Genomic DNA, 26024 nt, shown 5'->3' on the forward strand with positions numbered 1-26024 from the left:
ACAGGTGCAGGGGTATTGAATCTACAAGCCAAAGCACGTAGCTATCATACGTTGACATCACAAGTAGGTGTGGAAGCGTTGGCACGTGTGGCGGATAAGTGGACGATTAATACGCGTGTTGGCGTGGGTTATGACTTATTGGGTAAACCAGCATCTGCTCGAGTCGCCTTTGCAGGAGCACCAAATGTACCATTTACGGTAGAAGGAGCCAAACATAACCGTATCAGTGGACAAGCAGGACTTAGCGTGAATTATCATGCGAATGACCGTGCAACATTCTCTGTTGGTTATGATGCACAGTTCCGTGCTGGTTATAGAAACCAAAGCGTAGGAGCGACGTTGAAAGTGGCATTCTAGGGCTAATGCAAAAGAGGTGGCTGATTGGCTGCCTCTTGTTAAGGTCATCATACAATGCCATACAAAAAAAGCCTCAAGGTGAATCATCTTGAGGCTTTTTATTTGACTGTGCTGTAAAACCTTATCATTAACGACAGAGGCAAAGGGCAGTGTTCAATGGATGGGCAGACACTGCTGCCCTTGGTTTACTCTATATTATTAAGAGAAGTATTTTTTAAAAGTCTCTACTTCATCTTTAGAGCCTAGTACGACACTGACACGTTGGTGTAGTTGCGATGGTTGAATGTCTAAAATACGATTCACTGTATCGACAGCTGCACCACCAGCTTGCTCAATAATCATACTCATAGGATTCGCTTCATACATTAAACGCAATTTACCTGGTTTGTTAGGTTCACGTTTGTCCCAAGGATAAAGGAAAATCCCACCTCGTTGCAGAATGCGGTGTACTTCTGCGACCATAGAGGCAACCCAACGCATATTGAAGTTTTTGCCGCGAGGACCTGTTTCACCGGCAAGGCAATCCTCAATATACTGACGTACTGGAGTATCCCAGTGACGCATATTGGACATATTAATAGAGAACTCTTTAGTCTCGGCTGGGATACGGATGTTTTCTTGAGTAAGAATCCAAGAACCTAATTCGCGGTCAAGTGTAAAGCACACCACACCATTGCCCAGCGTCAATACTAAAAGTGTTTGAGGACCGTATAGAGCATAACCTGCGGCAACTTGTTGACGACCAGGTTGCATAAAATCAGCCTCAGTCACTTCTCGCCCCATGACATCATCAGGTGCTTTAAGAATAGAGAAAATTGTTCCAATGGATACGTTAACATCAATATTAGAAGAGCCATCTAATGGATCAAACAATAAGAGGTATTTTCCTTGGGGATAGTGCTGAGGAATTTTGTAAATGGTGTCCATCTCTTCAGATGCCATCGCAGCAAGTTGCCCTCCCCATTCGTTGGCTTTTAAAAGAATATCGTTAGAGATAACATCAAGTTTTTTCTGTGTCTCACCTTGAACGTTTTCAGTACCTTGGCTACCAAGTACACCACCAAGCGCACCTTTGCCAACCGCGCTCCCAATCGTTTTGCAGGCACGTGCAACGACTTCTAATAGGAGACGTACATCGGGTGATAGTTGTTGATGACGTTGTTGTTCAACTAAGTATTGGGTCAATGTTTTTTGCATTCTATGCTCCAATGAGTATTTATTTATCGTGCATTATGCGCTAATTTCAGCATAAAAACTAGTTGTTTATGATATTTTGTACTTATAGTGAGAGAAAGGAATATGCCCTATTGGTTTTGTTGCCATAAACAGGATGTCTCCTGTCTATGGCATTGCTTTTAGATGCTTAATGCCTTAGAGACAATTTCCGTAGTGTTCTTTGATAAACCTTGGTGTTCTGCAACCTTTTGCAGGGCTTTTTGCATCAAAGTTTTAAATGGTTCAGCATAACGTTGCCAGCTATCCATGACGCGAGAGAAGCGAGCTGCAACCTCAGGATTTAAAGCATCCAAAGCTATCACTTGTTCTGCCCAGAAAGCATAAGCACTGCCATCCTCATCATGGAAAGCACGTGTATTATTCATGCAGAATTGGAATAATAATGCTCTGGCACGGTTAGGATTGCGTAGTACAAAGGCAGGGTGTTGCATGAGTTCACGGATATGTGCCACGTTAGGGGCAGATGTGGCCTGTAAGGCAAACCATTTATCAACGACGAGGGGGTTATTTTCAAAATGTTGATAGAAGTCTTGGTTAAGTTGTGCCACCATTGCCTTAACCGTTGTGTTGCCATATATTGCTTCAGATGTGGCATTGTAATGCATTAAGGCACTCAAGGCTCCTAGTCGGTCGGTCATATTGGCGGCACTGTCATACTGCATTTTAGCCAGAGAGATGGCTTCGTTATCTTGGATGCTGAGTAAATAGTTAAGTGCTAAATTCTTCAAACTGCGTTGACCCACACTAATCGGATCTGGTCGGTACTCTCCTGTGGTATGTTGGGTACGGTAAGTTTGCATCCATAAATCACGATGAGTACTGGCAATAGACTCTTTTACTATACGACGAGCTAGATAAAGTGCCTGAGGCTGCATAGGGCTGAGGCGTTCAAGTAGGACTTTTTCTGTTGGTAAAGCAAGTAACCATGAACGATACCCTGCATCTAATTGCATATCGGTGAGGTTATGCAACCATACCTTAAGCAAAGCAGTATCAACAGTGATGGAGCTTATGTTGCCTTGCTGTTTAATAATCTGCTGGGTTATGCGTAGGATTTCACGACTGGCTAATTCTTGGGCTGCTTCCCAACGGGCAAAAGGATTGACATCATGAGCACATAGCACCGCAAGTTCCTCTGCAGGATAGGGGTAGCTCACATAAACAGGTGCGGAAAAATCCCGGAGTAATGACAATACAGGACGTTCAGGGATATGCGTAAATGTCCATGATTGTGTCTGGGTTTGTAATTCAAGTAATACGCCGTGATTTTCAGTTGTTCGTGCATTATCAAGGTGTTCCACTTTTAATGGAATAGGTAGGCCTGTATGAGTTAGCATACCGATATGAAATGGAATGTGATAAGGTTTTTTATCAAAATCCTGACGTAGTTTTTCTACCCCAACTTTAGGGCAACTCTGGGTTAGGGTAATAGTGCAAGCCTGCTTGGTTTCATCGTAATCCATCTGCACTTGTACCGTGGGGGTTCCTGCTTGGGAATACCAGTGGCGGAATACTGACAAATCCTTGCCAGGATGCTGACGGCAATAGACACTCTCCATGGCATTGACAAAGTCATCGCAAGTGACTGCTTGACCATCATGGCGGTGGAAGTATTCTTGCATGCCTGCTTGGAATCCTTGCTCACCAAGCAGCGTATGTTGCATACGAATGACTTCAGCCCCTTTTTCATAGACGGTCGCTGTATAGAAATTACCAATTTCTTGATAGCTATCAGGACGAATAGGGTGTGCCATTGGTCCTGCATCTTCGGGAAATTGTGCGGTACGTAGTCGAGTGACATCGTCAATACGTTTGACAGTTCTAGCACTGAGGGCTGCCTGTGGTGGTAAGTTGCGTGCCATCATATCGGCAGAGAATTCCTGGTCTCGGAAAACGGTTAATCCCTCTTTGAGAGAAAGCTGGAACCAATCACGGCAAGTCACTCGATTACCAGTCCAGTTATGGAAATATTCATGACCAATAACAGATTCAATCCCTTCAAAATTGGCGTCTGTTGCGGTTTCTGGGTCAGCTAATACATAGGCAGCATTAAAGATATTTAATCCTTTGTTCTCCATCGCACCCATGTTAAAGTCGCGTACTGCCACAACCATAAAACGGTCTAAATCTAGCTCAAGGTTAAAGCGCTGTTCATCCCAGAACATAGCACGTTCTAGACTATCTAATGCCCAGAGGGTTTGATCACCATTGCCTTTATCACTGTAAACTTGGAGCAGAACGTCACGTCCAGAGCGAGTCTTACTTGTCTTTTCACGAATATCGAAATCACCTGCTACAAGAGCAAATAAATAGCAGGGTTTTAGAAAAGGATCGTGCCATTGACATTGATGACGTCCATTATCTAAGTCTTGGGTATGGATAAGGTTGCCATTAGACAATAAATAAGGGTATTTTGCTTTATCGGCTTCAAGTGTCACAAAAAATTCACTCATCACATCAGGACGATCAGGGTAGAAGGTGATACGACGAAAGCCTTCTGCTTCACATTGAGTAAAAAAGCTATTGCCTGAAACATATAAGCCCATGAGCGTGCTGTTTGCACTAGGGTTGCAAGTGGAGGTAACCGTAAGTTCAAAGTGGTCTTGTGTAGGATGCAAGATAAGTTGCTCACCTTGCAAGGTATAGTCTGTGGTAGTTTGACCATCTATACTGACTGATTCAAGTTGAATATCTTCACCATTAAGAATAAGTGCAGAGCGTGGCATGTCCGCTTTGCGTGTTACGGTCATTGTGTTGGTCACAACTGTGCGTGTCACATCTAGGCTAAAGTGTAGAGAGACTTTTTCGATATGATAGGGATATGGTTGGTAATCTTTACGGTAGATAGTAGTGCTCATATCATTAGTTCTAGAAAAACGGTAAAACCCTTATTATATAAAGAAGAGGTAGGTTGGGTGTGGTATCTGGTTAAACAATTTTTACGCTGCATGTCAAATGAGTCTATGAGTATTTAGTTTCTATAAAAAACAGAGTAATATGTAGGGATATTTTGCCTTATTGATAAATCAATATATTCCTTGTGTCTTAGGTTTGATAATGGGCTTAAGACCTGTTGATGTTATAGATTTAAGGTGAACTCTATTGGTGAAAAGATGTTTTTCATCAGGGTAGGTTTACCCAATGAAATAATGCCTTTTGAGAGAGTGTTAGTACAACGGTATCGTTGAGAGGTTTTTATGTACTTGTCTCGTTGTAAAGTATGGTTTGGTATGGCCTTGGTTAGTTTGCTTACAGCTTGCGCTAGTGTGGATACTTTTTCTACACAAGTGAGTTCTTTTAATAACTGGCCAGCAACAGCCCATGGTGGTTTTTATGCCTTTAGTCAGGATTTTTCTCAAAATCTAGAGCAAAAGGGTTATGCCGAAATGATTGCACAAGAGATGTGGGCAACTGGATTGAGGCGTACAAATGATGTTAAAAAGGCTCAGTTTTTGGTGAGTTTTGAGACGAATACAGAAACGCGTGAACGCATTGTGGAAGAATACTCTGAAGACCCTATGTTGGTGCCTAGTCTGGGATTTTGGGGCTGGGGACCTCGTTGGGGATATTACAATACTTTTAACATGATGTATGTCCCCCATGTAGAGCGTTATCCTGTGCGCTATCACATTTATTCATTGGCCTTGGAAATCAAGGACAAAACAGGTGCACCGGTATATCAATCTAAAGTGGTGGCACAGAGCGACGCGTCTTTGCATGAGGTCATGCCATTCTTGGCAAATTCAGTGTTTGATGATTTTCCACGTAATGGAGTGCGTACTATTCGATATGATATTGATAAAAGTCTCCAACAAAATGCCCCTATTCGCTATAGTGAGAAGAAATAGAGGGTATTGTTGTGAACATCACTTCTTTTGCCAAGGTATGAAGACACTATCACTGGGATTTTGCCAAGGTATGGTGGCATCTATTGCCGGGAATTGATGTTTTGCAGTGGTTTGTGATACGCTTTAACCCTATTAGCAAATAATGGTAATTCAATCAAAAGCGTTATCTTTTATGCTACGCTTTAGCTTTTGAAAAATTTAAGAGAGAATAATATTTCTATGACAGCATATACTCCTGCTTTTGAACAAGCACAATCCTTATTGTTTAATGCCAATGGTGTACATGAGGGGCATTTATCGAAAGCATTAGCAGAGATATTTACCCATAAGGTGGATTATGCAGACCTATACTTTCAATATAACCGCAGTGAGAGCTGGGCACTCGAAGAGGGTATCGTAAAGACAGGGAGTTTTCATATTTCGCAAGGCGTGGGTGTACGTGCTGTGACGGGAGATAAGACAGCTTTTGCTTACTCTGATGAGATTTCTCCTAAAGCGTTGCTTAAGGCTGCTAGTACAGTGAAAACGATTGCTCGTCAAGGAGCCGGTAAAGTCAAGGTGGCCAAGACTCACCCAGAACCACATCAACTTTATGCCCCACTCGATCCTACAGGAAGTTTAGAGACAGCAGACAAAGTGGCTTTATTGGAGCGAGTTGAGCAGATGGCTCGAGCCAAAGACCCTGCTATTGTGCAAGTGATGGCAGGCCTGAGTATGGAGCATGATGTCATTATGGTGGCAGGCTCTGATGGTCGTTTACAAGCAGATGTTCGTCCTTTAGTGCGTTTGTCATTGACGGTGATTGCTGAACGTGATGGGCGTCGAGAGATGGGGCATGCAGGCGGAGGTGGTCGCTTTGGACTTAATTATTTTAGTGAGTCGCAGTTGCAATCCTATGCAGATAAAGCTGTACACGAGGCATTGACCAATCTCATTGCTAAACCAGCTCCAGCTGGTGAAATGGTAGTAGTACTAGGTGCTGGCTGGCCAGGGATTTTATTGCATGAGGCGGTAGGTCATGGTCTTGAGGGCGACTTTAACCGTAAAGGCTCTAGTGTTTTCTCTGGGCGTATTGGTGAACAGGTAGCCTCTAAGGGGGTGACTGTTATTGATGATGGCACTATCCCTGATCGTCGAGGCTCGCTTAATATGGATGATGAGGGTAATCCGACGCAGCGTACTGTATTGATTGAAGATGGTATTTTGCGTGGTTATATGCAAGATAGTATGAATGCACGTTTGATGAAGATGAAGACCACAGGCAATGGTCGTCGTGAGTCCTATGCACATCTACCTATGCCTCGTATGACAAATACTTTTATGCTAGGAGGAGATAAATCTCCAGAAGAGATTATCCGCTCTGTGAAAAAAGGTATTTTTGCAGCAAATTTCTCTGGTGGTCAGGTCGATATTACTAGCGGTAAGTTTGTCTTCTCGGCTTCTGAGGCTTATCTGATTGAAAATGGTAAGATTACCTCTCCAATTAAAGGTGCTACATTAATTGGTAACGGTCTAGATGCGATGAATAAGGTGTCTATGATTGGTAATGATTTGGCACTGGATAGTGGTGTAGGAACTTGCGGGAAAGAAGGGCAGGGGGTACCCGTGGGAGTAGGCATGCCAACGATTAGGTTAGATGGTCTTACTGTAGGTGGGACGAAATAGTTTTTTGTGTGCTTCTCATTGCAATACCAAGTTGAATGTATTGCAATGAGATTCTGTCAAGCTATGACTGTTTATTTTAAATGAGAAAAGGGGCTACCACGAGAAATAAAACATGCCTTTTGCCAGGATAACAATCATAATAACATGGCAGAAAACACTGATATGAATACGGTGAGAAATTTTGCCTGTAAGTTTGCCTTTTTTTCGTAAGACCATCACAGTAAGGAAGTGACAGAAAACACTAATAGCAAGGAGTATTTTCAGGGTGAGCATGGTGCCAAATGAGCTGGTAAAAGGGTGGGCCAATGTGTCACGGTGAAACCATGCCATGCCGATACCTGCACTGAACAGTACTAGTAATACCCAGGGAATAATCTCTTTAGCCCGTACGCCTACCGCTTTTTCTATTTCACGCATGATTTCGCGAGGTAATCGATGGTGTATTTTACTCAAGAAAATAATTTCAAAAAATACGGTGCCGATAAAGACAAAGGCGGCAAGCAAGTGAAGAATAAGTAATATAGGGTAACTCATAGATTTTGCTATAAAAGTTTAATCGGTTTGTCATTGTGTACAACAGGTATTCATTCGTTAATCCTTGTGTTTACCATACTGTGTATGGTAAATATCTTAAATAGTCAGAATCTACTAAGATGGCTAGTTTAGTATCGCTAGTTAAGTTACAATATATTGTTACGGTTTGTTGTGAAATATTGGATTGCTTGACTGCCGTTGTTGGATTGCTGGCACGATAGATCAAGTCCTATTGTCACAATAATCAGAATTGTTTAATGCGTGTATTTTTGCATAAGACGTAGAGAATAAAAATGATAAATATCAATTCATTGAGTGTTGAGGATAGACAAGCTTTAAGACACATGCTAGAGCAGCATCCTTTATTTCACCAATATCCCGAGGCATTTTATGATGTCTTAATGAATAATGCTGGCATTTTGAAAGTTAAAGCTGGTCAGTTGGTATTTCGTGAAGGAGATGATGCTCCTTGTTTTATGGTTGTACGTGATGGTGCGATTGAAATGTTTCGCTACTCTATAGAGGGTGATGAGCGTGTTTTCTCAATTTTTGAGCGAGGTCAGTTGGTTGCTCATGCAGCAATGTTTATGCCACATGGTAAGTACCCGATGAATGCACGAGTGCGAGATGATGCCGTGTTGTTCTGTATTCAGCGTCAGGCATTGCACCAAGCATGTATGCAGTTTCCCTTACTGGCAATTCGTCTTCTAGGTGGGTTTAGTATGCAGATTTATCAGCATATTAATCAGGTGCACTGGTTGACATCAAGTTCAGCACAGGAGCGTTTGGCTCATTATTTTGTAGAGCTAAGTCAGAGTCAGCAAAGTGACATAATTACCTTACCCGTGACACAAAAGCAACTTGCAGCACAGTTGGGGATTCGTGCAGAGACGTTGAACCGTTTGCTTGGTGAGTGGCAACAAAAGAACTATATTCAAGGTAAGCGTAAAGAGTGGCAGTTGCTAGATGTGACTTACTTGAAGTCATTGTCAGGTGCAGCGAAGCGAACATTCTAAAGAGGGTGTTTAAGTTAATCCCTTTACCATAATGTTTATGGTTTGTGTCGATGTTTACCAACCCTATAATATACAGGGTGTGGTTCTTCTTGCTTTGCTGAGTGTGTTAGCAAGATAAATGGGGTAAAGACAATTTCTACATGCCTTGCAGAGCCAATCGAATACCTTCAGAGACGCTGATACCTGGTGGTAGAGTTTTCATTGCTTGCTTGCTTTCTTTTTCTGAGTAGCCTAATGCAAGTAGTGCGTTGAGAATATCATCTTGAGCAGATGGCACGGTGGCTACGCCAGTAGGACTTATAGAAGCAACAGAGAATTTACCTTTTAATTCTAATAATAAACGCGCGGCTGTTTTCGCCCCGATACCAGGTACTTTGGTAAGGGCAGTTGCCTCTTGTTGTGCGATTGCTTGAGCTAATTCTTCACAGCTTAATCCTGATAAGATAGCTAGAGCAGTACGAGCACCAATGCCACTGACCTTAATTAAGGTACGAAACGCAATGCGTTCCTCAGTTCGTAAAAAGCCATATAATACGTGAGCATCTTCGCGGATAGCGAGGTGGGTGTAGAGTGAAACTTTGGCACCCACTTCGGGCAAATCATAAAATGTGCTCATTGGTACTTCGACATCATAGCCAATACCATTGACATCGATGCAAATGGTAGGAGGAAGTTTCTCAATTAAAATTCCATTGATACGGCTAATCATAGTGAAGTCCTAGAGTTAAAACAACAAGATTATACGAGATTTTAAATAATTAGACGTCCACCACGGATACGAGAGGTATGTGTGGTGTCTTGATCCATCGCTTGAATTTTTTTGGTCAATGGTACAGCATGTGCATGGGTAATCGCACATGCCAGTGCATCAGCAGAGTCTGGCTCAGGTTTACCATTTAAATTTAATAAATGTTGCACCATTACTTGAACTTGCTCTTTATTTGCATGACCGCGACCCACAACCGCTTTTTTTATCTGTAATGCAGTGTATTCTGCAACTTCAAGACCACAATCCGCGAGTGCACACATAGCAGCACCACGGGCTTGGCCAAGTAGTAGGGTCGTCTGAGGGTTGGTGTTGACAAAGACTTTTTCAAGGGCGGATTGCTCTGGTTGGTAGTGGGAAATCACTTCACGGACATGGTCCATGATGTATTTAAGACGTCGGTGCAGAGCTAAATCCGTAGGTATAGTAATCGTCCCACTTGCCACATAGAGTATTTGTGAATAGTGGGTGTCGATTATGCCATACCCCGTTTTTCGTAGTCCGGGGTCTATACCTAGGATTCGCATGTGTCTAATCAATCTGCCTTAGCAGTAATGAGTAATAAAAACGTTAGTGACGGAAGTGGCGAGTGCCTGTGTAGACCATCACAATACCGTGTTCATCAGCCGCATTAATGACTTCTTCATCACGGATACTACCGCCAGGCTGGATAATGCAATTAGCCCCAGCTTCTACAATCACATCTAAACCATCACGGAATGGGAAGAAAGCATCAGATGCCGCAGCTGTATTCTTGAGACTAAGGCCATTGGCAGTGGCTTTAATGGATGCAATGCGTGCAGAGTCTAGACGGCTCATTTGACCTGCTCCAACACCCATAGTCATACCATCAGCGCAGAAGACAATTGCATTAGACTTCACGTATTTAGCCACTTTCCATGCAAACATCATGTCTTTGAGCTGTTGCTCAGTTGGTTGTTTCTTAGTTACGACCTTAAGTGAAGACATGGGTACATCAAATGCATCTGGGTCTTGAACCAACCAACCACCACCGACACGTTTTACATCGAATGGGTTTTGTGCTACACCAGAAGCGACTTTAAGCACTCGTACGTTTTTCTTGGCAGCCAATAGAGCGAGCGCATCTTCTGTATAGTCAGGGGCTAATAATACTTCCATAAATTGTTTGCTGACCTCTTCTGCAACGGCTAGATCAACCGTGCGGTTAAAGGCGATAATACCTCCAAAAGCAGAAGTAGGATCTGTTTTGAATGCTTTTTGGTAAGCAGCAAACGCACTGTCAGCAATGGCGACACCGCAAGGGTTTGCATGTTTTACAATGACGCATACAGGAACATCAAAACTACGAGAGCATTCCCAAGCAGCATCGGCATCAGCGATATTGTTATAAGAGAGCTCTTTACCTTGGAGTTGAACATAGTTGCCCAATAAGCCACCACCACGGATAGGGTCTACATAGAATGCAGCTTTTTGGTGAGGGTTCTCTCCATAGCGAAGTTCTTGGTGTTTTTGTACTTGGATAGTTAGTGTATCTGGAAACTCTTTGCGAGCAGGCTCTGCGTCTTGAGCAGGTTCAGCCTCGGTAATGCTAGTCAGGTATTGTGCAATCGCCCCATCATAAGAGGCAGTATGTGCATATACCTTGGCTGCAAGTTTAAGGCGTAAACCATAAGAAGGCATGCCAAATTCGTCAATTTCTTGAAGTACTTGGGTATAATCGCTAGGGTCAATAACAACAGTGACACCACCTTCTGCAGTACCGTGATTTTTAGCTGCTGCACGTAGCATGGCAGGACCACCAATATCAATATTTTCTACGGCATCAGCAAAGGAACAGTTAGGTTTAGCAATGGTTTCGCGAAACGGGTAAAGATTAACAACTAATAAATCAATAGGGGCAATACCATGTTTCTCCATAGTGGCAAGGTGTTCAGCATTGTCGCGACGACCTAATAAACCACCATGGATTTTAGGGTGTAGGGTTTTTACACGACCATCTAAAATCTCTGGTGAGCCTGTATGTTCAGCCACTTCAGTAACTTCTAGTCCAGACTTTTTAAGTAAGGCAGCCGTACCACCAGTGGATAATAAACGTATACCACGTTTAGCAAGTGCTTGTGCAAATTCAACGATACCGGTTTTGTCGGAAACCGAAAGTAGAGCAGTAGTAAGTTTCATGATGCTTCTGTGTCTATAAGGTGATTAGAAATAAGTTTTTTACGTAAAGTATTACGAGTGATGCCGAGTATTTGGGCCGCTTTAGATTGGTTGCCTTGAGCGTACTCCATGACTTTTTCAAGCATGGCTCTTTCGACGCTATGCATTACCATATCCCAAACATTGTGCGCTGTATTGTCGCCTAGCTCACGGAAATAAGCGTCAAGGTTTGCGCTAATACATTCGTCTATCGTGTGTATGTTATTCATTGTTCTGACTGTATTAATGTGTTAAACCAACTCTCAACGGCACAATATTGATCTGCACTATTATCAATCTGGTTCATATGAGCAAGAAAAGCCTTGGCTTCAGGCAGTTGAGCCACATACCAACCAATATGTTTACGTGCAGTACGTACTCCAGTGTACTCCCCATAAAACTGATAATGTGCATGCAAGTGCTCTAAAAGAACCTCTTGCATTTGTAAATAGCTAGGAGGTGCCAACTCTTCGCCATGCGCCAAGAAATGATTTATCTGTTGGAAAATCCAAGGATTCCCCTGTGCTGCACGCCCTATCATAACGGCATCTGCTCCTGTGTAGTCAAGGACATATTTTGCTTTCTGTGGAGAGTCAATATCCCCATTAGCAATCACAGGTATCGACAAACTTGCCTTAACCGTTTTGATGGTGTCGTACTCTGCCTCACCTTGGTAAAAATCAGCACGTGTCCGCCCGTGTAAGGTGATGGCACTAATGCCAATATCCTGAGCAAGAGTCGCAATGCGTAAGGCATTCTTATGCTCTTTATCCCAACCTGTTCTCGTTTTGAGCGTGACAGGAACACCAAGGGGGCGACAGGCATCAACAACTGCTTTAAGAATATCCACAACAAGCGGTTCATTCTTAAGTAGTGCAGAGCCTGAGGCGACATGACAGACCTTTTTGGCAGGACACCCCATATTAATATCAATAATCTTAGCGCCTTTATGGATATTAAACACTGAGGCTTGTGCCATCATCTCTGGATCTGCCCCAGCGATTTGTACAGCAATAGGATCAATCTCGCCATCGTGATTCACCCGTCGAGATGTTTTAACGCTTTCCCATAATGCAGGGTTGCTTGCTGCCATCTCGGACACGGCATACCCAGCCCCTAAACGCTTACATAACTGGCGAAAGGGGCGATCTGTTACTCCAGCCATTGGAGCCACAAAAACAGGGTTCGGTAGGGTCCATTGTCCAATTTTCATTCCTGAGATTTTAGCTCATTTCCCCTATCCATCGCAGGGATTAGATTTAAAAAAACAAAATTGCTATTAATTCTTAAGGTGTAAGAAGAAATATCGAATTAGGAACTAATTTTGTTGTCCATTATGATGGATTGTTCCAAAGGCGAGTTAAAAATTGACTACAATGAGGGATTTAGTAAGCGTGACTAATGTAAAATTCGCACTATGATAGTGCAATAAGATAGAGAGTTAGGAAAGTAAACCATGGATTTAACACTAACGGAATGGTTAACCCCTTGGGAATTTTCGCCGACATTAATTATTTGTTTTTTGCTGAGTGCTTATTTGTTTACCAAAGGGGCAATTATTAGACCAGTTTCTTGGGTGAGACATGGGCTGTTTTGGTTTGGCTGGGTAATGTTGTATCTCTCGCTGCATACACATGTGGATTATTTTGCTGAGAGGGTGTTTTTTGTACATCGTCTTCAACATGTTTTTCTTCATCATTTGGCTCCTTTATTGATAATGGCATCTTATCCAGGGAGCGTTTTTTGGTCAGGGATGCCGATTAAGGTGCGTCAATCTTTGCGACAGTTTTGCCAAACGGGAGTAGGTAAAGTATTAGTGGCTATTTGTACAAACAAATATTTTGTGCCATTTATGTTTGTGTTCCTTGTCTTGGTATGGCTGATTCCTACTGTACAGTTTTACTCAATGTTGGATATTTATCTGTATCGTTTGATGAACTGGTCAGTGGTTGTAAGTGGTTTTTTATATTGGCGGCTTGTGTTGGATCGCCGTCCTGCTCCTCCAGCACAGATGTCTCCCAAAGGACGTGTGATTTCACCATTGTTGACAATGATTCCACAAATTCTTGCAGGGATTTATATAGCACTGGCCCCCAACGATTTATACCCATTATTTGATTTATGTGGTCGTGCCTTACCAATTAGCGCCTTGCAAGATCAGACTTATGGAGGCATTATCATGTGGGTGCCTGCCGCTGCAATTGAGAGTTTTGGGACAATTGCTGCTCTAGTATTTTGGATGCGTCTATCAGTTAAAGGACGAGCATAAATATTGCTTGGTATTTATTGAGAAAAGAGCTTGCTCTGCTGTTTGGCGACCCTTAGTGACCTAGTGTAAAAAAGTTCCAAAGACGTTGACTTAACCAACCTAAATGATGGGGAAAGGTTCCTTGTGAGAAGCCAACATGCCCGCCGTGTTTAGGTTGATGCAGTAAAACAGCATTTGAAATATCTGCTTCTGTGGGTAGCGTGTGTGCAGGGACAAAAGGGTCATTTTGGGCATTAAGGATCAATGTCGGGGTAACGATGTTTTTAAGAAGCGGTTTTGCCGAACAACGAGTCCAATAATCAATAGCATCTCTAAAACCATGAATAGGCCCAGTGTATGCATCGTCAAAGGCTTTCAGTGTTTTTGCTGCTTCTATCGCTGCTATATTAATTTGTCCTGGAAAGCGTGTTGCTTTTTCACGCATTTTCGGTTTCATAGTATTAAGAAAATAGGGGGTATACACATGACGGCCAAAGAAACTATTCCCCAGGGCTAAACCTGTACTAACTAAGTCAGTAGGAGCAGAAATACTTGCCACAGCTTGTAAGAAATTATCGTGATTTTCAGCGATATATTTCAGTAAAACATTCCCTCCCATAGAAATACCAGTTGCATACCAATGAGCCTGAGGGAGGCGTTGTTGAATCGCCTGCATTACAGTGGCAACATCTTGGGTATCTCCTGAAAAATAGCAACGAGGCAGGCGATTGGCTTCTCCAGAGCAGCCACGAAAATGGGCTACAACCACAGCCCAACCCTGTGCACGGAAATCATGACAGATAAGTTGTGCATAGTGGCTTTGGCTAGACCCCTCAAGACCATGAAAAAGTACAAGTGCATTGCCAGTAAAGGAGGGGACAGGTTCAGCAGACTGTATGTTAATGCTATTGGGAGCTGGTGGGGCATTGAGTGGACGTTTAGATTTTGCAGATGAATCTATTTGTCCTGGAAAATCATGCATATTGGGGATATTCCAATCAAGATCAATAAAATCCCCATCATGAGTATCAATGCGTTGGCGAGTAAAAGCAATGCGTGGATAGCGGGCCAGCTTCGCCCCAATAATAGTCTGGCTTTGCCCTTCAGGTAGCCAGAAAGGAGGGCGGAATTCTGGTGAATAACGTGACATCGTAAGCTATCAATAAAAGTACGGGCAGGGATTAATGACCTGCTACTTTTTCACCGTCTTTTAATTTATATTTTGTTGAGCAATAAGGACAGGTTACGATATGATTTTCTGCATGAGCCACATCTAAAAACACGCGAGGGTGCATGCTCCAGCTAGGGGAGTTGGGGCCAGGACAGTGTAAAGGTAAATCTTTCGCTGTTACTTCGATGGGCGTAATTTCGTTTGCCATAGTAGTTCTCCACAAAAATTTTAAGCGCTATTTTACTCTGAACATAGTACAACTGCCAGAGGAGTATTCATCTTGGCACAAAGTTTTTTATTTCTTTTCATTGTTTTGGTATTAACATTGGCGTATCCATAGTAGAGCGGTTACAATAGCAACGGTTTAGGTATGAATACTATGTTGCCTAGTATATTTTGAAGGTATGTGCAAAACAGTCATTGCTTTTATAGACTGTCGGTCGCTTACTATATTTTCCTTAAATTAATGATAAAAATTAGCAAAGCCTCATGCACACAAGCAGAGCTTTGCTACACACGTTATGAACGATAATGCTTCCTTAAGTTTTAATGATTTTGGCTTACATCCTGACTTGCTTAAAGCAATCGCCTCAAGTGGTTATATCACACCCACTCCTATTCAAGCACAGGCGATTGGTCCTATCTTGGACGGACGTGATGTGATGGGGGCTGCACAGACAGGGACTGGCAAGACAGCAGCATTTACTTTGCCAGTGCTACACCGCATGATGCCTTATGCTAGTACTAGTACTTCACCTGCTCGCCATCCAGTACGTGCTTTAATCTTGACGCCTACGCGTGAATTAGCTGATCAGGTTGCTGAAAATGTGAGGCGTTATTCTGAAGCAACACCGCTACGGGTGTGCGTGGTTTATGGAGGAGTGGATATTAATCCACAAAAAGACGAATTAAGACGAGGCTGTGAGGTGTTGATTGCAACACCAGGACGTTTGCTTGATCACCTAGAGCAAAAAACAGTGTCGCTAGCACAGGTCAATGTGTTGGTGTTGGACGAAGCTGACCGTATGCTTGACATGGGTTTTCTCCCCGATTTAGAGCGCATTGTACGGCATATCCCTGTACAACGGCAAAGTTTATTGTTCTCGGCGACTTTTAGTCCTGAAATTCGTAAGTTAGGTCGTACTTTTTTAGATAATCCAGTAGAAATCAGTGTGGCAGCGAGCAATGCAACGGCGTCTACTGTGACACAAATTGCTTATTATGTTGAGCCTGAACAACGTAAGGCAGCATTATTGTATCTACTGAAAACACAGCCCTTGGAGCAAGTAATTGTATTTTCAAATACCAAGGTAGGTGCTTCGCAGATGGCGCGTGATTTACGTCAAGAAGGCATAGCAGCGGAATCTATTCATGGAGATAAATCACAATTAGAGCGTACACGCACCTTAGATGCCTTTAAGGCTGGCAGAGTACGGGTACTTGTTGCTACAGATGTGGCAGCACGTGGTTTAGACGTGGCAGGCTTAGATGGGGTAATTAATGTAGATTTACCCTATAATGCGGAGGATTATGTGCATCGTATTGGGCGTACGGGGCGTGCAGGAGCCTCAGGTACAGCGATTGCTTTCTATGCTGAAGATAACGAGAAACTATTAGCTGATATTGAGAAGTTAATCAAAGCACAAGTTGACAAAGCAACTTTGGATATTCCTGAAGTGTTTTTAAATCGCTATCGTCATGGTAAGCGTAGTTATGGGCAAGCCCCCATTGATGATTTTTTCTATCGTCCGTATCGCCCAGAAGTGGATGATAGTCCTACTCATGCTATTGCTAAATCAGAACCTGAAAAATGCGCTTTGCCAGAAGTGAGTGGTCCACCATTAGCGGTATTATTGGGTGGTCGTCCGCGTTCTAAAGAGTAATATCTTTTTGTCATGAGTTAACTTTACCGAGCTATTGTGAGAGATTTTACTGGGTCTGTACAAATATTGAGTTACGAGATAGGCGACTCATCAATCCTCTGTGGTAATGGCTACGCTCTACGGTATACAGTTGAGTTGCGGTATAGGTGACTAACAGCTTGTGCATTTCAAGACAAGCATTACCATTGACCATTAAAGTTTAGGTAATTAAATCGCTTAGATAACCTGGTCCTGGCACAGAAGCAGATGAGCGTTGTTGATCAATTTTTTCCTCAACAGATAGGATAAGGCGTTCTAAATGTCCAATATGAGGAATCATGGTCCCAAAAAAGTGATTATGTGCTATGGATGTCTGTGCATCGACTTGTTGAATTAGTAGGGTAGGGAAATTTTCTACATCAATATCATCAAGTAAATCTGGGTTGTCTTCAATATCAATCCATACAAAAAGGTGCTGAGGAAATTGGATGCTGAGTTCAGCAAAGCGAGCGCGATAGCTTTTGCATGTGCCACACCACTCAGCACAGTAACAGGCAACAATTAGTCCTGTATATGAGGATAAATATGTCTTGAAACTCTCAGAATCTTGGTTAATATTATCAATGAGCATGGTGCTAAAATTCCGTTACCGCTTATAATACATAAGTATAGAGGTAATTCGTTGCATAGGAGCAAAAAATGACAACACAACGAAAATTTGGTTTGATTGTGGTTGGTGATGAAATTTTATCAGGTCACCGCCAAGATGCCCACCTTAGAAAGATGATTGAGTTATTAAATGCTAGGGGATTGCGCTTGTCATGGGCTCGTTTTGTGGGTGATGATTTTGACGCTTTGGTAGAGGAGTATAAGCGTTCATTTGCCAGTGGTGATATTGTTTTTTCCAGTGGTGGTATTGGGTCAACCCCTGATGATAAAACGCGTGAAGCAGCTGCAGCAGCGTTGGGAGTTCCTATGCATTTACATCCTGAGGCAGAGGCTCTCATTAAACAACGTACTTTGGCGATGGCAGATAAAGGAGTATTTGACCATGATATGGGCAGTCCTGAGAATCAACGTCGTTTAGCGATGGGAATTTTCCCAGAGGGTGCACAGATTGTACCTAATCCCTATAACCAGATTCCAGGCTTTTTTATTCGCGACCATACGTTTATGCCAGGTTTTCCTGAGATGGCATGGCCCATGATGGAGTGGACGCTTGATACACGCTATAAAGATTTACAAAATACGGCTATTGAAGAGGCAAAGTCAGTGATTGTGTATTACTTACCTGAGTCACGTTTGACACCAGCATTAGAGTTTATTGAGAATGAATGGCCAGGTATTCGTACGTTTAGCTTGCCTACTGTAGCTCGCAATGGTAATCCTCCTTATACTGAGTTTGGAGTTAAAGGGACAGATAAATCCTCACTAAAGGATGCATTTGATTATCTGCGTGGAGCAATTCTACGAGTGGGTGGACATTTTAGTCCAAGACCAGAAGAAACTAAATAATTTTCAGCTAATCACCAAGACTTAACAGCTTGTGTCTTATTAGACAAAAGAGCTGACTTTGTGGCAGATGACTTGGAGTGTTGTTTAGAGACCAGTTATTAAAGTCAGTATGCTTAATATCAGTACTGATAAGGGTCTTGGGGATATAGCGGAACAGTCTACTAAGTCTTTGAAATAATTATTTTTGTGCATTGCACAAAAAATGCTTGCATTATAGAAAAATCTCCTTATAATGTTAATTATTGCGGTGCAACATACCGTCTTTTATATGGAGATTACCATGACAACAGTACCTAAACAACTACTTGACCAACAGAAGGCTGTAGTGAATCATATGGTAGCGACTCAGAATGCCTTGTTTAATGGCTTTGAGAAATTGGTAGATTTAAATCTTAAAGTGATTAAAGCGACTTTAGGTGATGTAGCCGAGACTTCTCAACAAGCTACTGAAGCAAAAGATCCTCAAGAGGTTGCAGCATTGGTGAGTGCTTTTGCCCAACCAGCTACAGAGAAAGCAGCTGCTTATTCTAAAGATGTTTACGACATCGTTTCTGCAGTAAGCAATGAGTTATTGAAGTTATCAGAGACACAAGCAGCTGAAATTCAGAAATATTTTTCTGAGTCTATTGATCAATTAGCGAAAAACGCACCTACAGGTTCTGAATCTGTAGTGTCTTTGTTGAAATCGACTTTGGCGTCTGCTAATAATGCATATGATTCCTTAAATAAGGCAGCTAAGCAAGCTGTAGAAGTAGCAGAGAATAATTTGGCGGCGGCTACTGCAGCAACTGTACAAGCCACCGGTCAGGCGACTAAAGCGGCTGCACAAGCGACTCGTGTACGTAAGTAATATATTTTATGCGCTGATTAGCGTAACTTAAGTTTCTCTCCTAAGAAATTTGCCTTGGTCGTAAGACCAGGGCTTTTTTTTGCGTCTGCTTTTCCTATATACCCTTAAGGAGTATTTATGTTAAAGGTGGCGTTTATTTAAGGCTTTTGGGCTTCTGTTTTTTCTATACTCTTACTAATAGAGACAGAAGGAGGGAGGAGTTTTACTTGTACTGGCTCAGCATTTGTACAATAGCCACGGGGGAATCACCGTGGCTATTGGTAGAGGAAAGTGGTTTAAATAAACTACTTTTTGGTTTCAACAAGGATTAGCTCTTGTGTCTCAACCACTGTGGCTGGCTTACGAGGGCGGCCGAGTTTAATGAACGGGGCAGGAACCTCTTTCACTAGCTCTGCTTTCGTTTCCACCCATTGCATACCTGCACTGCTGACAACTTGTTCTAACTCTGCTTTAGAGACAATACCAGAGTCTGTAGCAATTACTTCTTGAACGGTAGATGCTTCTGCTTGCTCTGTAGCAGGGGTAGATACAACTGAGGCGATAGTCGAATCAGAAGAGACCAAGGTACTTTCTTTAGTCTCTGTTGGGGCTATATGAGCATCTTCTGTTATTGCCGCCTCGGTTGCTTCTGCAGTCGCTGCTTCTGTAGCGGTTGTTGTCGCCTCGGTTGCTTCTGCAGCCACCGCTTCTGTAGCTTCTGCAGTCGCTGCTTCTGTAGCGGTTGTTACCGCTTCGGTGGCTTCTGTAGTAGCCACTTCTGTAGCTGTTGTTACATGCTCGACGACTACAGGAGCCTCAACATCATGTGCTATCACTGGTGTAGTGTCTTCAATTTGTTCAGATACTGTATGTGGTGTAGCAAGCGATTCGTCTGCTACCGCAGTTGTTTCAGCAAGACGAGCAGCTGCCGCTTGTTGCTCTAGTAGCACCTCATTGGGGATGAATGCTAAATTTTCAGAAGAAGAACTGCCTTCTTCATTTGAGCGACGACCACGACGATTGCGACGACGACGGCGACGTCCATCGTTGCTATCTTCGTTGGGCTCTGCTGCCTCAGCAGGATTATCTAAGTGAGCGAATTGTTCTGCCTTATTTGCAATAGATTGAGCCTCTTTTTCTACAAAGTCAGTCACTTGGTCTGGTTTCTGATAGGTGGCTTCTTGTACTGTCTCTGCTTTTGCTACAGCATGCTCTTGAACTTCTGATACTGCTGTTTGTAAAGATGCTTGTACTTCTTGTGTTTGTTCAGCCACCTTTTCGCGTACTTTATGTACCTTTTCTGTCGCATGCTCGCGTACTTTGTGGGCTTTTTCTACCACTTGTTCACGTGCTTTTTCGACTTTTTCAGCTACTTGTTCACGTACCTTATCCGCTTTTTGGCGTTTAGGGATATTGGGGGTAATATCGTTGTCTGAACGTTCAGCATCTTCATTGCGAGAACGACGTTTGCGAGAAGAGCGATTTTCTGTGACCTCTTTAGCTGCTTCTTTAGCCGCTTTTACCTCTTCCGCACGTTTTGTCTTGCGAGAAGATGTTTTATCTTCTTCTGTACGCTCAGTGCGACGACGGTTGCGTGATTTATCATTACGTTTTTTAGAGGTTTTTTTATCGTCTTCTGGTGTGGTTTCAGGTGCTGGTTCGTAAGGTTTGCGCATAAACCAAGATTTCAAGCGTTGGAAAAGACTCATGCTAGGAGCTTCTTCTTTCTCTACCTTGGGTGCTGGTGTAGGTGCAGGGGTCTCACGATGGATACCTTTCACAATCGCTTCTGGTCGTTGTTTTTCCTCATCTTTTTCTTTCTTGTCTTGCCATGAGAGTGTAGTGTTCTCTGGCTCTTCAATCATCTCTAAACTGGATTTCTGCTCATCCATACGAGGGTCATCATAGCGTACACGCTCAATATTATGGTGAGGAGTTTCGAGATTCTTGTTAGGAATGAGGTAAACACGTACTTTCATACGCGATTCCATCTTCACGATGTCGGTACGTTTCTCATTTAATAAGTAAGTGGCTACTTCTACTGGCACTTGTGCGTAGAGTGCAGCAGTATTTTCTTTCATAGCTTCTTCTTGGAGTAACCGAAGAATATTTAATGCACTAGATTCAACATCACGAATAACCCCTGTACCATTACAACGAGGGCAGGTGACATGCGAGCCTTCGTTTAATGAAGGACGTAGACGTTGACGAGAAAGCTCCATCAAGCCAAAACGAGAAATCTTACCCATCTGTACGCGAGCACGGTCAACATGGAGTGCATCGCGCAGTTTTTGCTCAACAGCGCGTTGGTTCTTGCTATCTTCCATATCAATGAAATCGATAACAATAAGGCCACCCAAGTCACGTAGGCGAAGCTGGCGAGCCACTTCTTCTGCTGCCTCAAGGTTGGTGCGCATAGCGGTTTCTTCAATGTCAGTACCTCGAGTAGAGCGTGCAGAGTTTACATCGACAGCCACTAGTGCTTCAGTATGGTCAATTACAATAGAGCCACCTGAAGGAAGTTGCACTGTACGTGAGTAAGCTGTTTCAATTTGATGCTCAATCTGGAAACGAGAGAAGAGAGGAACGTCGTTGCGATAGCGTTTGACCTTGTTTACATTCTCTGGCATTACGTCTTGCATAAAGGCAAGTGCCTGAGCGTGAATAGCATCGGTATCAATAAGAATCTCAGCAATATCGGGTGAGAAATAATCACGAATTGCACGGATAACAAGGCTAGATTCTTGGTAAATAAGGACAGGTGCTGGATATTGCTTGGCAGCGTTAAAAATTGCATTCCATAATTGGAGTAGATACTTAAGATCCCACTCTAGTTCGGGGGCTGTACGACCGATACCTGCAGTACGAGCAATCATACTCATACCCTCAGGGAGGTCAAGTTGAGCCATGGTTTCTCGAAGCTCTTGACGCTCCTCACCATCAATACGACGGGATACGCCACCGCCACGAGGGTTGTTAGGCATAAGCACGAGGTAACGACCAGCTAGTGAAACAAACGTTGTTAGCGCAGCACCTTTGTTACCACGCTCTTCTTTTTCAACTTGAACAATGAGTTCTTGGCCCTCAACAAGAGCATCTTGGATGCGAGCTGTACGAACATCAACTCCTTCTTTGAAATAACCACGAGCAACTTCTTTAAAGGGAAGAAAGCCATGACGGTCATGACCGTAGTTCACAAAGCAGGCTTCTAGGCTAGGCTCAATGCGAGTGATAACACCTTTATAGATGTTCCCTTTGCGTTGTTCACGTCCAGCAGATTCAATATCAATGTCGAGGAGCTTTTGTCCATCAACAATAGCAACGCGTAGTTCTTCTTGGTGCGTTGCATTAAATAGCATGCGTTTCATAATATAGGTTCTCTGTAAAAATCTAGTGCATTCACCATAAATACACTAACCCTAGGGGTCGTAGGCGAACCTCAAAACGTCATGCCAAAATGCACTCTAACCCATCACAAACAGGTGAGTGTCTTTATTCTACTAACTACCTGCTACCTAAAACACATAGCAGGGAAAACCATCGCACAATCTGGTGCAAGGTCAGAATCACTAATCAGTCTAGACCCTGTTGGCAACAGGCACAACGGGTATCTACACTTGAAATATTATGCACAAACGTGGTTCTCACAAGCGGATATATGTTATTTATGTGGGTAGGTGATTAAAGTAGACTACCGCATTTACAACATAAATAGACATGCGCTTGTAACCAACAAACGCCCAACAGTGACACCAACGCTTATCCGATATAAAACGATAGCGTGCCAATTTATAGCGATTTATTCAATGAAACGGAGCAATGCTCTACGTCTTATCTGTGCTGTGTATTGGCCCGTGGGTTAAGCTGTTTTTTCGGGTGAACCATTATACCATAAGATAACCATAATATTTCAGGTTTAAAAATGTTTTTTTGGTGAGCAGGAATGAAAGGTGATGAAAATTTCTGTTGGTGCCATAGATGACTGAAAATAGCCTGCTTTTAATAGAAATTAATTGATTTTAAATGATTTTATAAGGTTGTTGGGTAGGGGGTGATTGAAAGGAAGATGAGACCTTATTTGAAAATGCTGTGGTATATGATAGGGTTTTGGTAAAATAGCGTTTTATTTTTTTGGAAAACGACACGTGACAGCATCTCATCATTCTTCTGCGAGTGCGTTATTACAAGTGCGATTGGTGCGTGTAGACGCTGGGGCAGATGGACAACGCATTGATAATTTCCTATTACGACATTGTAAAGGAGTGCCCAAGAGCCATCTTTATAAGGCGATTCGTTCAGGGCAGGTGCGTGTGAATAAGGGGCGTATTTCTTCAGAGTATCGTCTGCAAGAGGGGGATGAGGTGCGTATTCCACCGTTACGTATGCCCGACCCTCAGGCAAAGCCTGTTGCTCCTAAAGCAGAGTTTCCAATTATTTATGAAGATGATGCCATTCTTGTTGTGAATAAACCCTCGGGGGTAGCAGTGCATGGTGGGAGTGGTGTGTCTTTTGGGGTGATTGAGCAGCTTCGTTCAGCTCGTCCTGAAGCAAAGTTCTTGGAGTTAGCACATCGTCTGGATAAAGAAACGTCGGGGTTGTTGATTATTGCCAAAAAACGTAGTGCTCTCGTAGTGCTACACGATATGATGCGTCAGTCTGAGGGGCATAAATATTATTTAGCCCTTGTGGTTGGTGAATGGCAGGCCAAGCGTCAAGAGATTAAATTGCCTTTATATAAATACCTAACACCTGATGGGGAACGCAGGGTGCGTGTGGATAAAGGACAAGGCAAATATGCTCATACTATTGTCACTAAAGTGCAAGCATACCGGGGTTATACTTTATTAGGGGCCCAGCTGAAAACGGGGCGTACTCATCAGATTCGTGTGCATCTTGCAGCCAGTGGTTTCCCTATTGTGGGAGATGAGAAGTACGGTCGAGATGAGGTGCGAGAGTCATTTGCTAAGCAGGGGTTCAAACGTATGTTTTTGCATGCTCATCGATTGACTTTTAACCACCCTTTGACTGGTGAAAAATTGGTATTAGAGGCTCCTCTCCCTGAGGAGTGTCAGCGATTATTGCAGGGGCTGTCAGCTGTGTAGTTTGGCATAATTTGCTGATTGGTATTTTATCGTTGCAGGTTACATTAATCGGGATGAATTGAGAAAAGGCTCGTCAGGGAAATGGGTTGTACTATTAAAAAGGATTATAAGTAATGAAATTTTCTTTAGTCGTCTTTGACTGGGATGGTACATTGATGGATTCTACCTATTCCATCGTGTTAGCTATTCAAAATGCTTGTCGTGATTTGGGGTTGAAAATCCCTACCGAACAGCAGGCAAGCTGGGTGATTGGATTATCGTTGGTGGAGGCTTTGAAAAAAGCTATTCCGGACTTGCCAGATAATCGGGTCGATGAGTTTATTGAACGCTATAAGATTCATTTTTGGACGCGAGATCCTGATGTTCGACTATTTCCAGGAAACAAGGAAATATTAGATGATTTGCGTGAGCGTGAGGTGCTTATGGCTGTGGCGACGGGCAAGAGTCGTGTGGGTTTAGATAGGGCGTTGAAGAATCATCAGTTGGAAAGCTATTTTGCTGCAACACGTACGGCAGACCAAACAGCGGGGAAGCCCAATCCCTTGATGTTGAATGAAATTATGGAAGAGCTGATGGTTCCTGCTTCTGAAGTGGTGATGGTGGGGGATACAATACATGATATTCAGTTGGCACATAATGCAGGAGTGCAGAGTATTGCGGTATGCTATGGTGCCCATGATAAACATGAGTTAGTGGCAGCTAAACCAAGTTTTCTAGTGGAAAGTGTGGATGAATTACATCGTTTATTGTCGATTTATTGTTAAGTGTTAAAGGATTGGGGTTAGTCTGTTATAGGTGATCTTTAAAGAGATAGGGCTTTATCCATGAGGGGCGTAATAAAGGCTTTGCTATGTAGCGGTAGATTATTGAATGTGATGCTGCTGGGATTAGTGCTGCTACTATCGGCCTGTTCAGCCTCAGTTGTCAATAAATACTATACCGCTAAAGGTCAGAATAGTCGTGTACGCTACATTATTTTGCATTATACACGAGCTAATTTACAGCAAGCGTTGCAAACTTTAACCCAAGGACAGGTGTCTGCACATTATTTAATCACAGATGAAAAACCAGCTCGTGTATTCCAATTAGTTGATGAAAACAGGCGTGCTTGGCATGCTGGTTATAGCCAGTGGCATGATGATGTGGATTTAAACAGTACATCTATTGGTATTGAGATTGTGAATCAGGGACCTCTTTGTGATGAATTGCTGTCGTCTTTATGTAGTGAAAAGACCGCAGCGCACTGGCAACCTTTTTCTGAATCACAAACTCAGCGTTTGATTGCTTTACTGAAAGATATTCAACAACGACATCATATTTCCCCTCAGCATATACTAGGGCATAGTGATGTGGCGCCTAGTCGTAAGATTGATCCTGGGCCTGCGTTTCCATGGCGACGTTTGGCTCAAGAGGGGGTGGCCGTTTGGTATGATGATGTTTTTATGCAGCAACAGCAACGTATTTTTATACAGCAAGGTCTGCCCAGTGTGTTATCCATACAACGTTATCTAAAGTCGCTAGGGTATGCTATTGATGTCACTGGGCAATGGGATGTTCAAAGTCAAGAAGTGATGAGAGCTTTTCAGATGCATTATCGTCCTTCTCGTTATGATGGACTGCCTGATGCAGAAACTGTAGCAATATTGTCTGCATTGGTTAATCAATCGTTGACATCTCGATAAGCTGTTGTTGCCATG

23 protein-coding genes are annotated in these 26024 nt (G+C 42.9%); 11 read left to right on the forward strand and 12 right to left on the reverse strand.

All coding sequences use genetic code 11. The annotated features are described in order from the left end of the window. On the forward strand, positions 1-357 hold a 357-nt coding region (locus HKX40_RS06305), incomplete at its 5' end, for an autotransporter domain-containing protein (protein WP_171588727.1). Between the two features lie 198 nt (positions 358-555). On the opposite strand, the gene HKX40_RS06310 is transcribed toward HKX40_RS06305, so the two are convergent. Together HKX40_RS06310 and pepN are read right to left on the reverse strand one after the other, a co-directional pair. Beyond that, positions 556-1554 (reverse strand): class 1 fructose-bisphosphatase, encoded by a 999-nt coding sequence (locus HKX40_RS06310; RefSeq protein ID WP_171588728.1) that lies wholly within the window; start codon positions 1552-1554, stop codon positions 556-558. A 158-nt stretch (positions 1555-1712) separates the two neighbouring features. Beyond that, positions 1713-4451 (reverse strand): aminopeptidase N, encoded by a 2739-nt coding sequence (gene pepN, locus HKX40_RS06315; protein ID WP_171588729.1) that lies wholly within the window; start codon positions 4449-4451, stop codon positions 1713-1715. A gap of 339 nt (positions 4452-4790) precedes the next feature. Between pepN and HKX40_RS06320 the strand changes: the two genes are divergently transcribed. Next, positions 4791-5441: a DUF4136 domain-containing protein gene (locus HKX40_RS06320; RefSeq protein ID WP_171588730.1), complete on the forward strand. Its 651-nt coding sequence runs from the start codon at positions 4791-4793 to the stop codon at positions 5439-5441. Positions 5442-5660: 219 nt separating this feature from the next. Then, a complete protein-coding gene (gene tldD / locus HKX40_RS06325; RefSeq protein ID WP_171588731.1) occupies positions 5661-7106 on the forward strand; it encodes a metalloprotease TldD in 1446 nt (481 codons plus the stop codon). A 93-nt stretch (positions 7107-7199) separates the two neighbouring features. Here tldD and HKX40_RS06330 read toward each other — a convergent pair whose 3' ends face one another. Beyond that, the gene (locus tag HKX40_RS06330) at positions 7200-7640 is read right to left on the reverse strand and encodes a CopD family copper resistance protein (RefSeq protein ID WP_171588732.1); all 441 of its coding nucleotides are present in this window, start codon (positions 7638-7640) and stop codon (positions 7200-7202) included. A gap of 293 nt (positions 7641-7933) precedes the next feature. Here HKX40_RS06330 and HKX40_RS06335 point away from each other — a divergent pair, with 293 nt between their 5' ends. Beyond that, a complete protein-coding gene (locus HKX40_RS06335; RefSeq protein WP_171588733.1) occupies positions 7934-8656 on the forward strand; it encodes a Crp/Fnr family transcriptional regulator in 723 nt (240 codons plus the stop codon). A gap of 136 nt (positions 8657-8792) precedes the next feature. On the opposite strand, the gene ruvA is transcribed toward HKX40_RS06335, so the two are convergent. The 5 genes from ruvA to dusB are packed head-to-tail and all read right to left on the reverse strand — an operon-like array spanning position 8793 to position 12813. Continuing rightward, on the reverse strand, positions 8793-9365 hold the full coding sequence (ruvA, locus tag HKX40_RS06340) for a Holliday junction branch migration protein RuvA (RefSeq protein WP_171588734.1): 573 nt from the start codon (positions 9363-9365) through the stop codon (positions 8793-8795). A 41-nt stretch (positions 9366-9406) separates the two neighbouring features. Further along, on the reverse strand, positions 9407-9949 hold the full coding sequence (gene ruvC / locus HKX40_RS06345) for a crossover junction endodeoxyribonuclease RuvC (RefSeq protein ID WP_171588735.1): 543 nt from the start codon (positions 9947-9949) through the stop codon (positions 9407-9409). Positions 9950-9992: 43 nt separating this feature from the next. After that, positions 9993-11582, reverse strand: coding sequence for a bifunctional phosphoribosylaminoimidazolecarboxamide formyltransferase/IMP cyclohydrolase (purH, locus tag HKX40_RS06350; RefSeq protein WP_171588736.1), 1590 nt, complete (start codon positions 11580-11582; stop codon positions 9993-9995). Continuing rightward, positions 11579-11830, reverse strand: a complete 252-nt coding sequence (locus HKX40_RS06355) for a helix-turn-helix domain-containing protein (RefSeq protein WP_171588737.1) — start codon at positions 11828-11830, stop codon at positions 11579-11581. Before HKX40_RS06355 ends, purH begins: the two co-directional genes overlap by 4 nt. Next, the gene (gene dusB / locus HKX40_RS06360) at positions 11827-12813 is read right to left on the reverse strand and encodes a tRNA dihydrouridine synthase DusB (protein WP_171588738.1); all 987 of its coding nucleotides are present in this window, start codon (positions 12811-12813) and stop codon (positions 11827-11829) included. The genes HKX40_RS06355 and dusB overlap by 4 nt, the downstream gene beginning before the upstream one ends. 243 nt (positions 12814-13056) lie before the next feature. On the opposite strand from dusB, the gene HKX40_RS06365 reads away from it, so the two are divergent. Beyond that, positions 13057-13869 (forward strand): cytochrome c oxidase assembly protein, encoded by an 813-nt coding sequence (locus tag HKX40_RS06365; RefSeq protein WP_171588739.1) that lies wholly within the window; start codon positions 13057-13059, stop codon positions 13867-13869. 52 nt (positions 13870-13921) lie between these two features. Here HKX40_RS06365 and HKX40_RS06370 read toward each other — a convergent pair whose 3' ends face one another. Together HKX40_RS06370 and HKX40_RS06375 are read right to left on the reverse strand one after the other, a co-directional pair. Beyond that, a complete protein-coding gene (locus HKX40_RS06370) occupies positions 13922-14998 on the reverse strand; it encodes a YheT family hydrolase (protein ID WP_171588740.1) in 1077 nt (358 codons plus the stop codon). Positions 14999-15029: 31 nt separating this feature from the next. Further along, the gene (locus tag HKX40_RS06375; RefSeq protein WP_171588741.1) at positions 15030-15227 is read right to left on the reverse strand and encodes a zinc-finger domain-containing protein; all 198 of its coding nucleotides are present in this window, start codon (positions 15225-15227) and stop codon (positions 15030-15032) included. Positions 15228-15540: 313 nt separating this feature from the next. Here HKX40_RS06375 and HKX40_RS06380 point away from each other — a divergent pair, with 313 nt between their 5' ends. Further along, positions 15541-16902, forward strand: coding sequence for a DEAD/DEAH box helicase (locus tag HKX40_RS06380; RefSeq protein WP_171588742.1), 1362 nt, complete (start codon positions 15541-15543; stop codon positions 16900-16902). A gap of 199 nt (positions 16903-17101) precedes the next feature. On the opposite strand, the gene HKX40_RS06385 is transcribed toward HKX40_RS06380, so the two are convergent. After that, positions 17102-17512: a thioredoxin family protein gene (locus HKX40_RS06385; protein WP_171588743.1), complete on the reverse strand. Its 411-nt coding sequence runs from the start codon at positions 17510-17512 to the stop codon at positions 17102-17104. Positions 17513-17580: 68 nt separating this feature from the next. On the opposite strand from HKX40_RS06385, the gene HKX40_RS06390 reads away from it, so the two are divergent. Beyond that, positions 17581-18396 (forward strand): competence/damage-inducible protein A, encoded by an 816-nt coding sequence (locus tag HKX40_RS06390; RefSeq protein WP_171588744.1) that lies wholly within the window; start codon positions 17581-17583, stop codon positions 18394-18396. A 280-nt stretch (positions 18397-18676) separates the two neighbouring features. Further along, entirely contained in the window at positions 18677-19246 is a 570-nt protein-coding gene (gene phaP / locus HKX40_RS06395) for a TIGR01841 family phasin (RefSeq protein WP_171588745.1), read from the forward strand. Between the two features lie 284 nt (positions 19247-19530). Here phaP and HKX40_RS06400 read toward each other — a convergent pair whose 3' ends face one another. Next, positions 19531-22593, reverse strand: coding sequence for an Rne/Rng family ribonuclease (locus tag HKX40_RS06400; RefSeq protein WP_171588746.1), 3063 nt, complete (start codon positions 22591-22593; stop codon positions 19531-19533). 777 nt (positions 22594-23370) lie between these two features. On the opposite strand from HKX40_RS06400, the gene HKX40_RS06405 reads away from it, so the two are divergent. From HKX40_RS06405 to HKX40_RS06415, 3 genes are all read left to right on the forward strand, one after another. Then, complete coding sequence (locus HKX40_RS06405; protein ID WP_425500454.1) at positions 23371-24327, forward strand: RluA family pseudouridine synthase; 957 nt, start codon at positions 23371-23373, stop codon at positions 24325-24327. A 113-nt stretch (positions 24328-24440) separates the two neighbouring features. After that, positions 24441-25091 (forward strand): HAD-IA family hydrolase, encoded by a 651-nt coding sequence (locus HKX40_RS06410; RefSeq protein WP_171588747.1) that lies wholly within the window; start codon positions 24441-24443, stop codon positions 25089-25091. Between the two features lie 60 nt (positions 25092-25151). Next, positions 25152-26009 (forward strand): N-acetylmuramoyl-L-alanine amidase, encoded by an 858-nt coding sequence (locus HKX40_RS06415; protein WP_171588748.1) that lies wholly within the window; start codon positions 25152-25154, stop codon positions 26007-26009. The last annotated feature ends 15 nt before the right edge of the window (positions 26010-26024 follow it).

This window comes from Pelistega europaea, from assembly GCF_013133775.1.
Taxonomy (GTDB): domain Bacteria; phylum Pseudomonadota; class Gammaproteobacteria; order Burkholderiales; family Burkholderiaceae_B; genus Taylorella; species Taylorella europaea.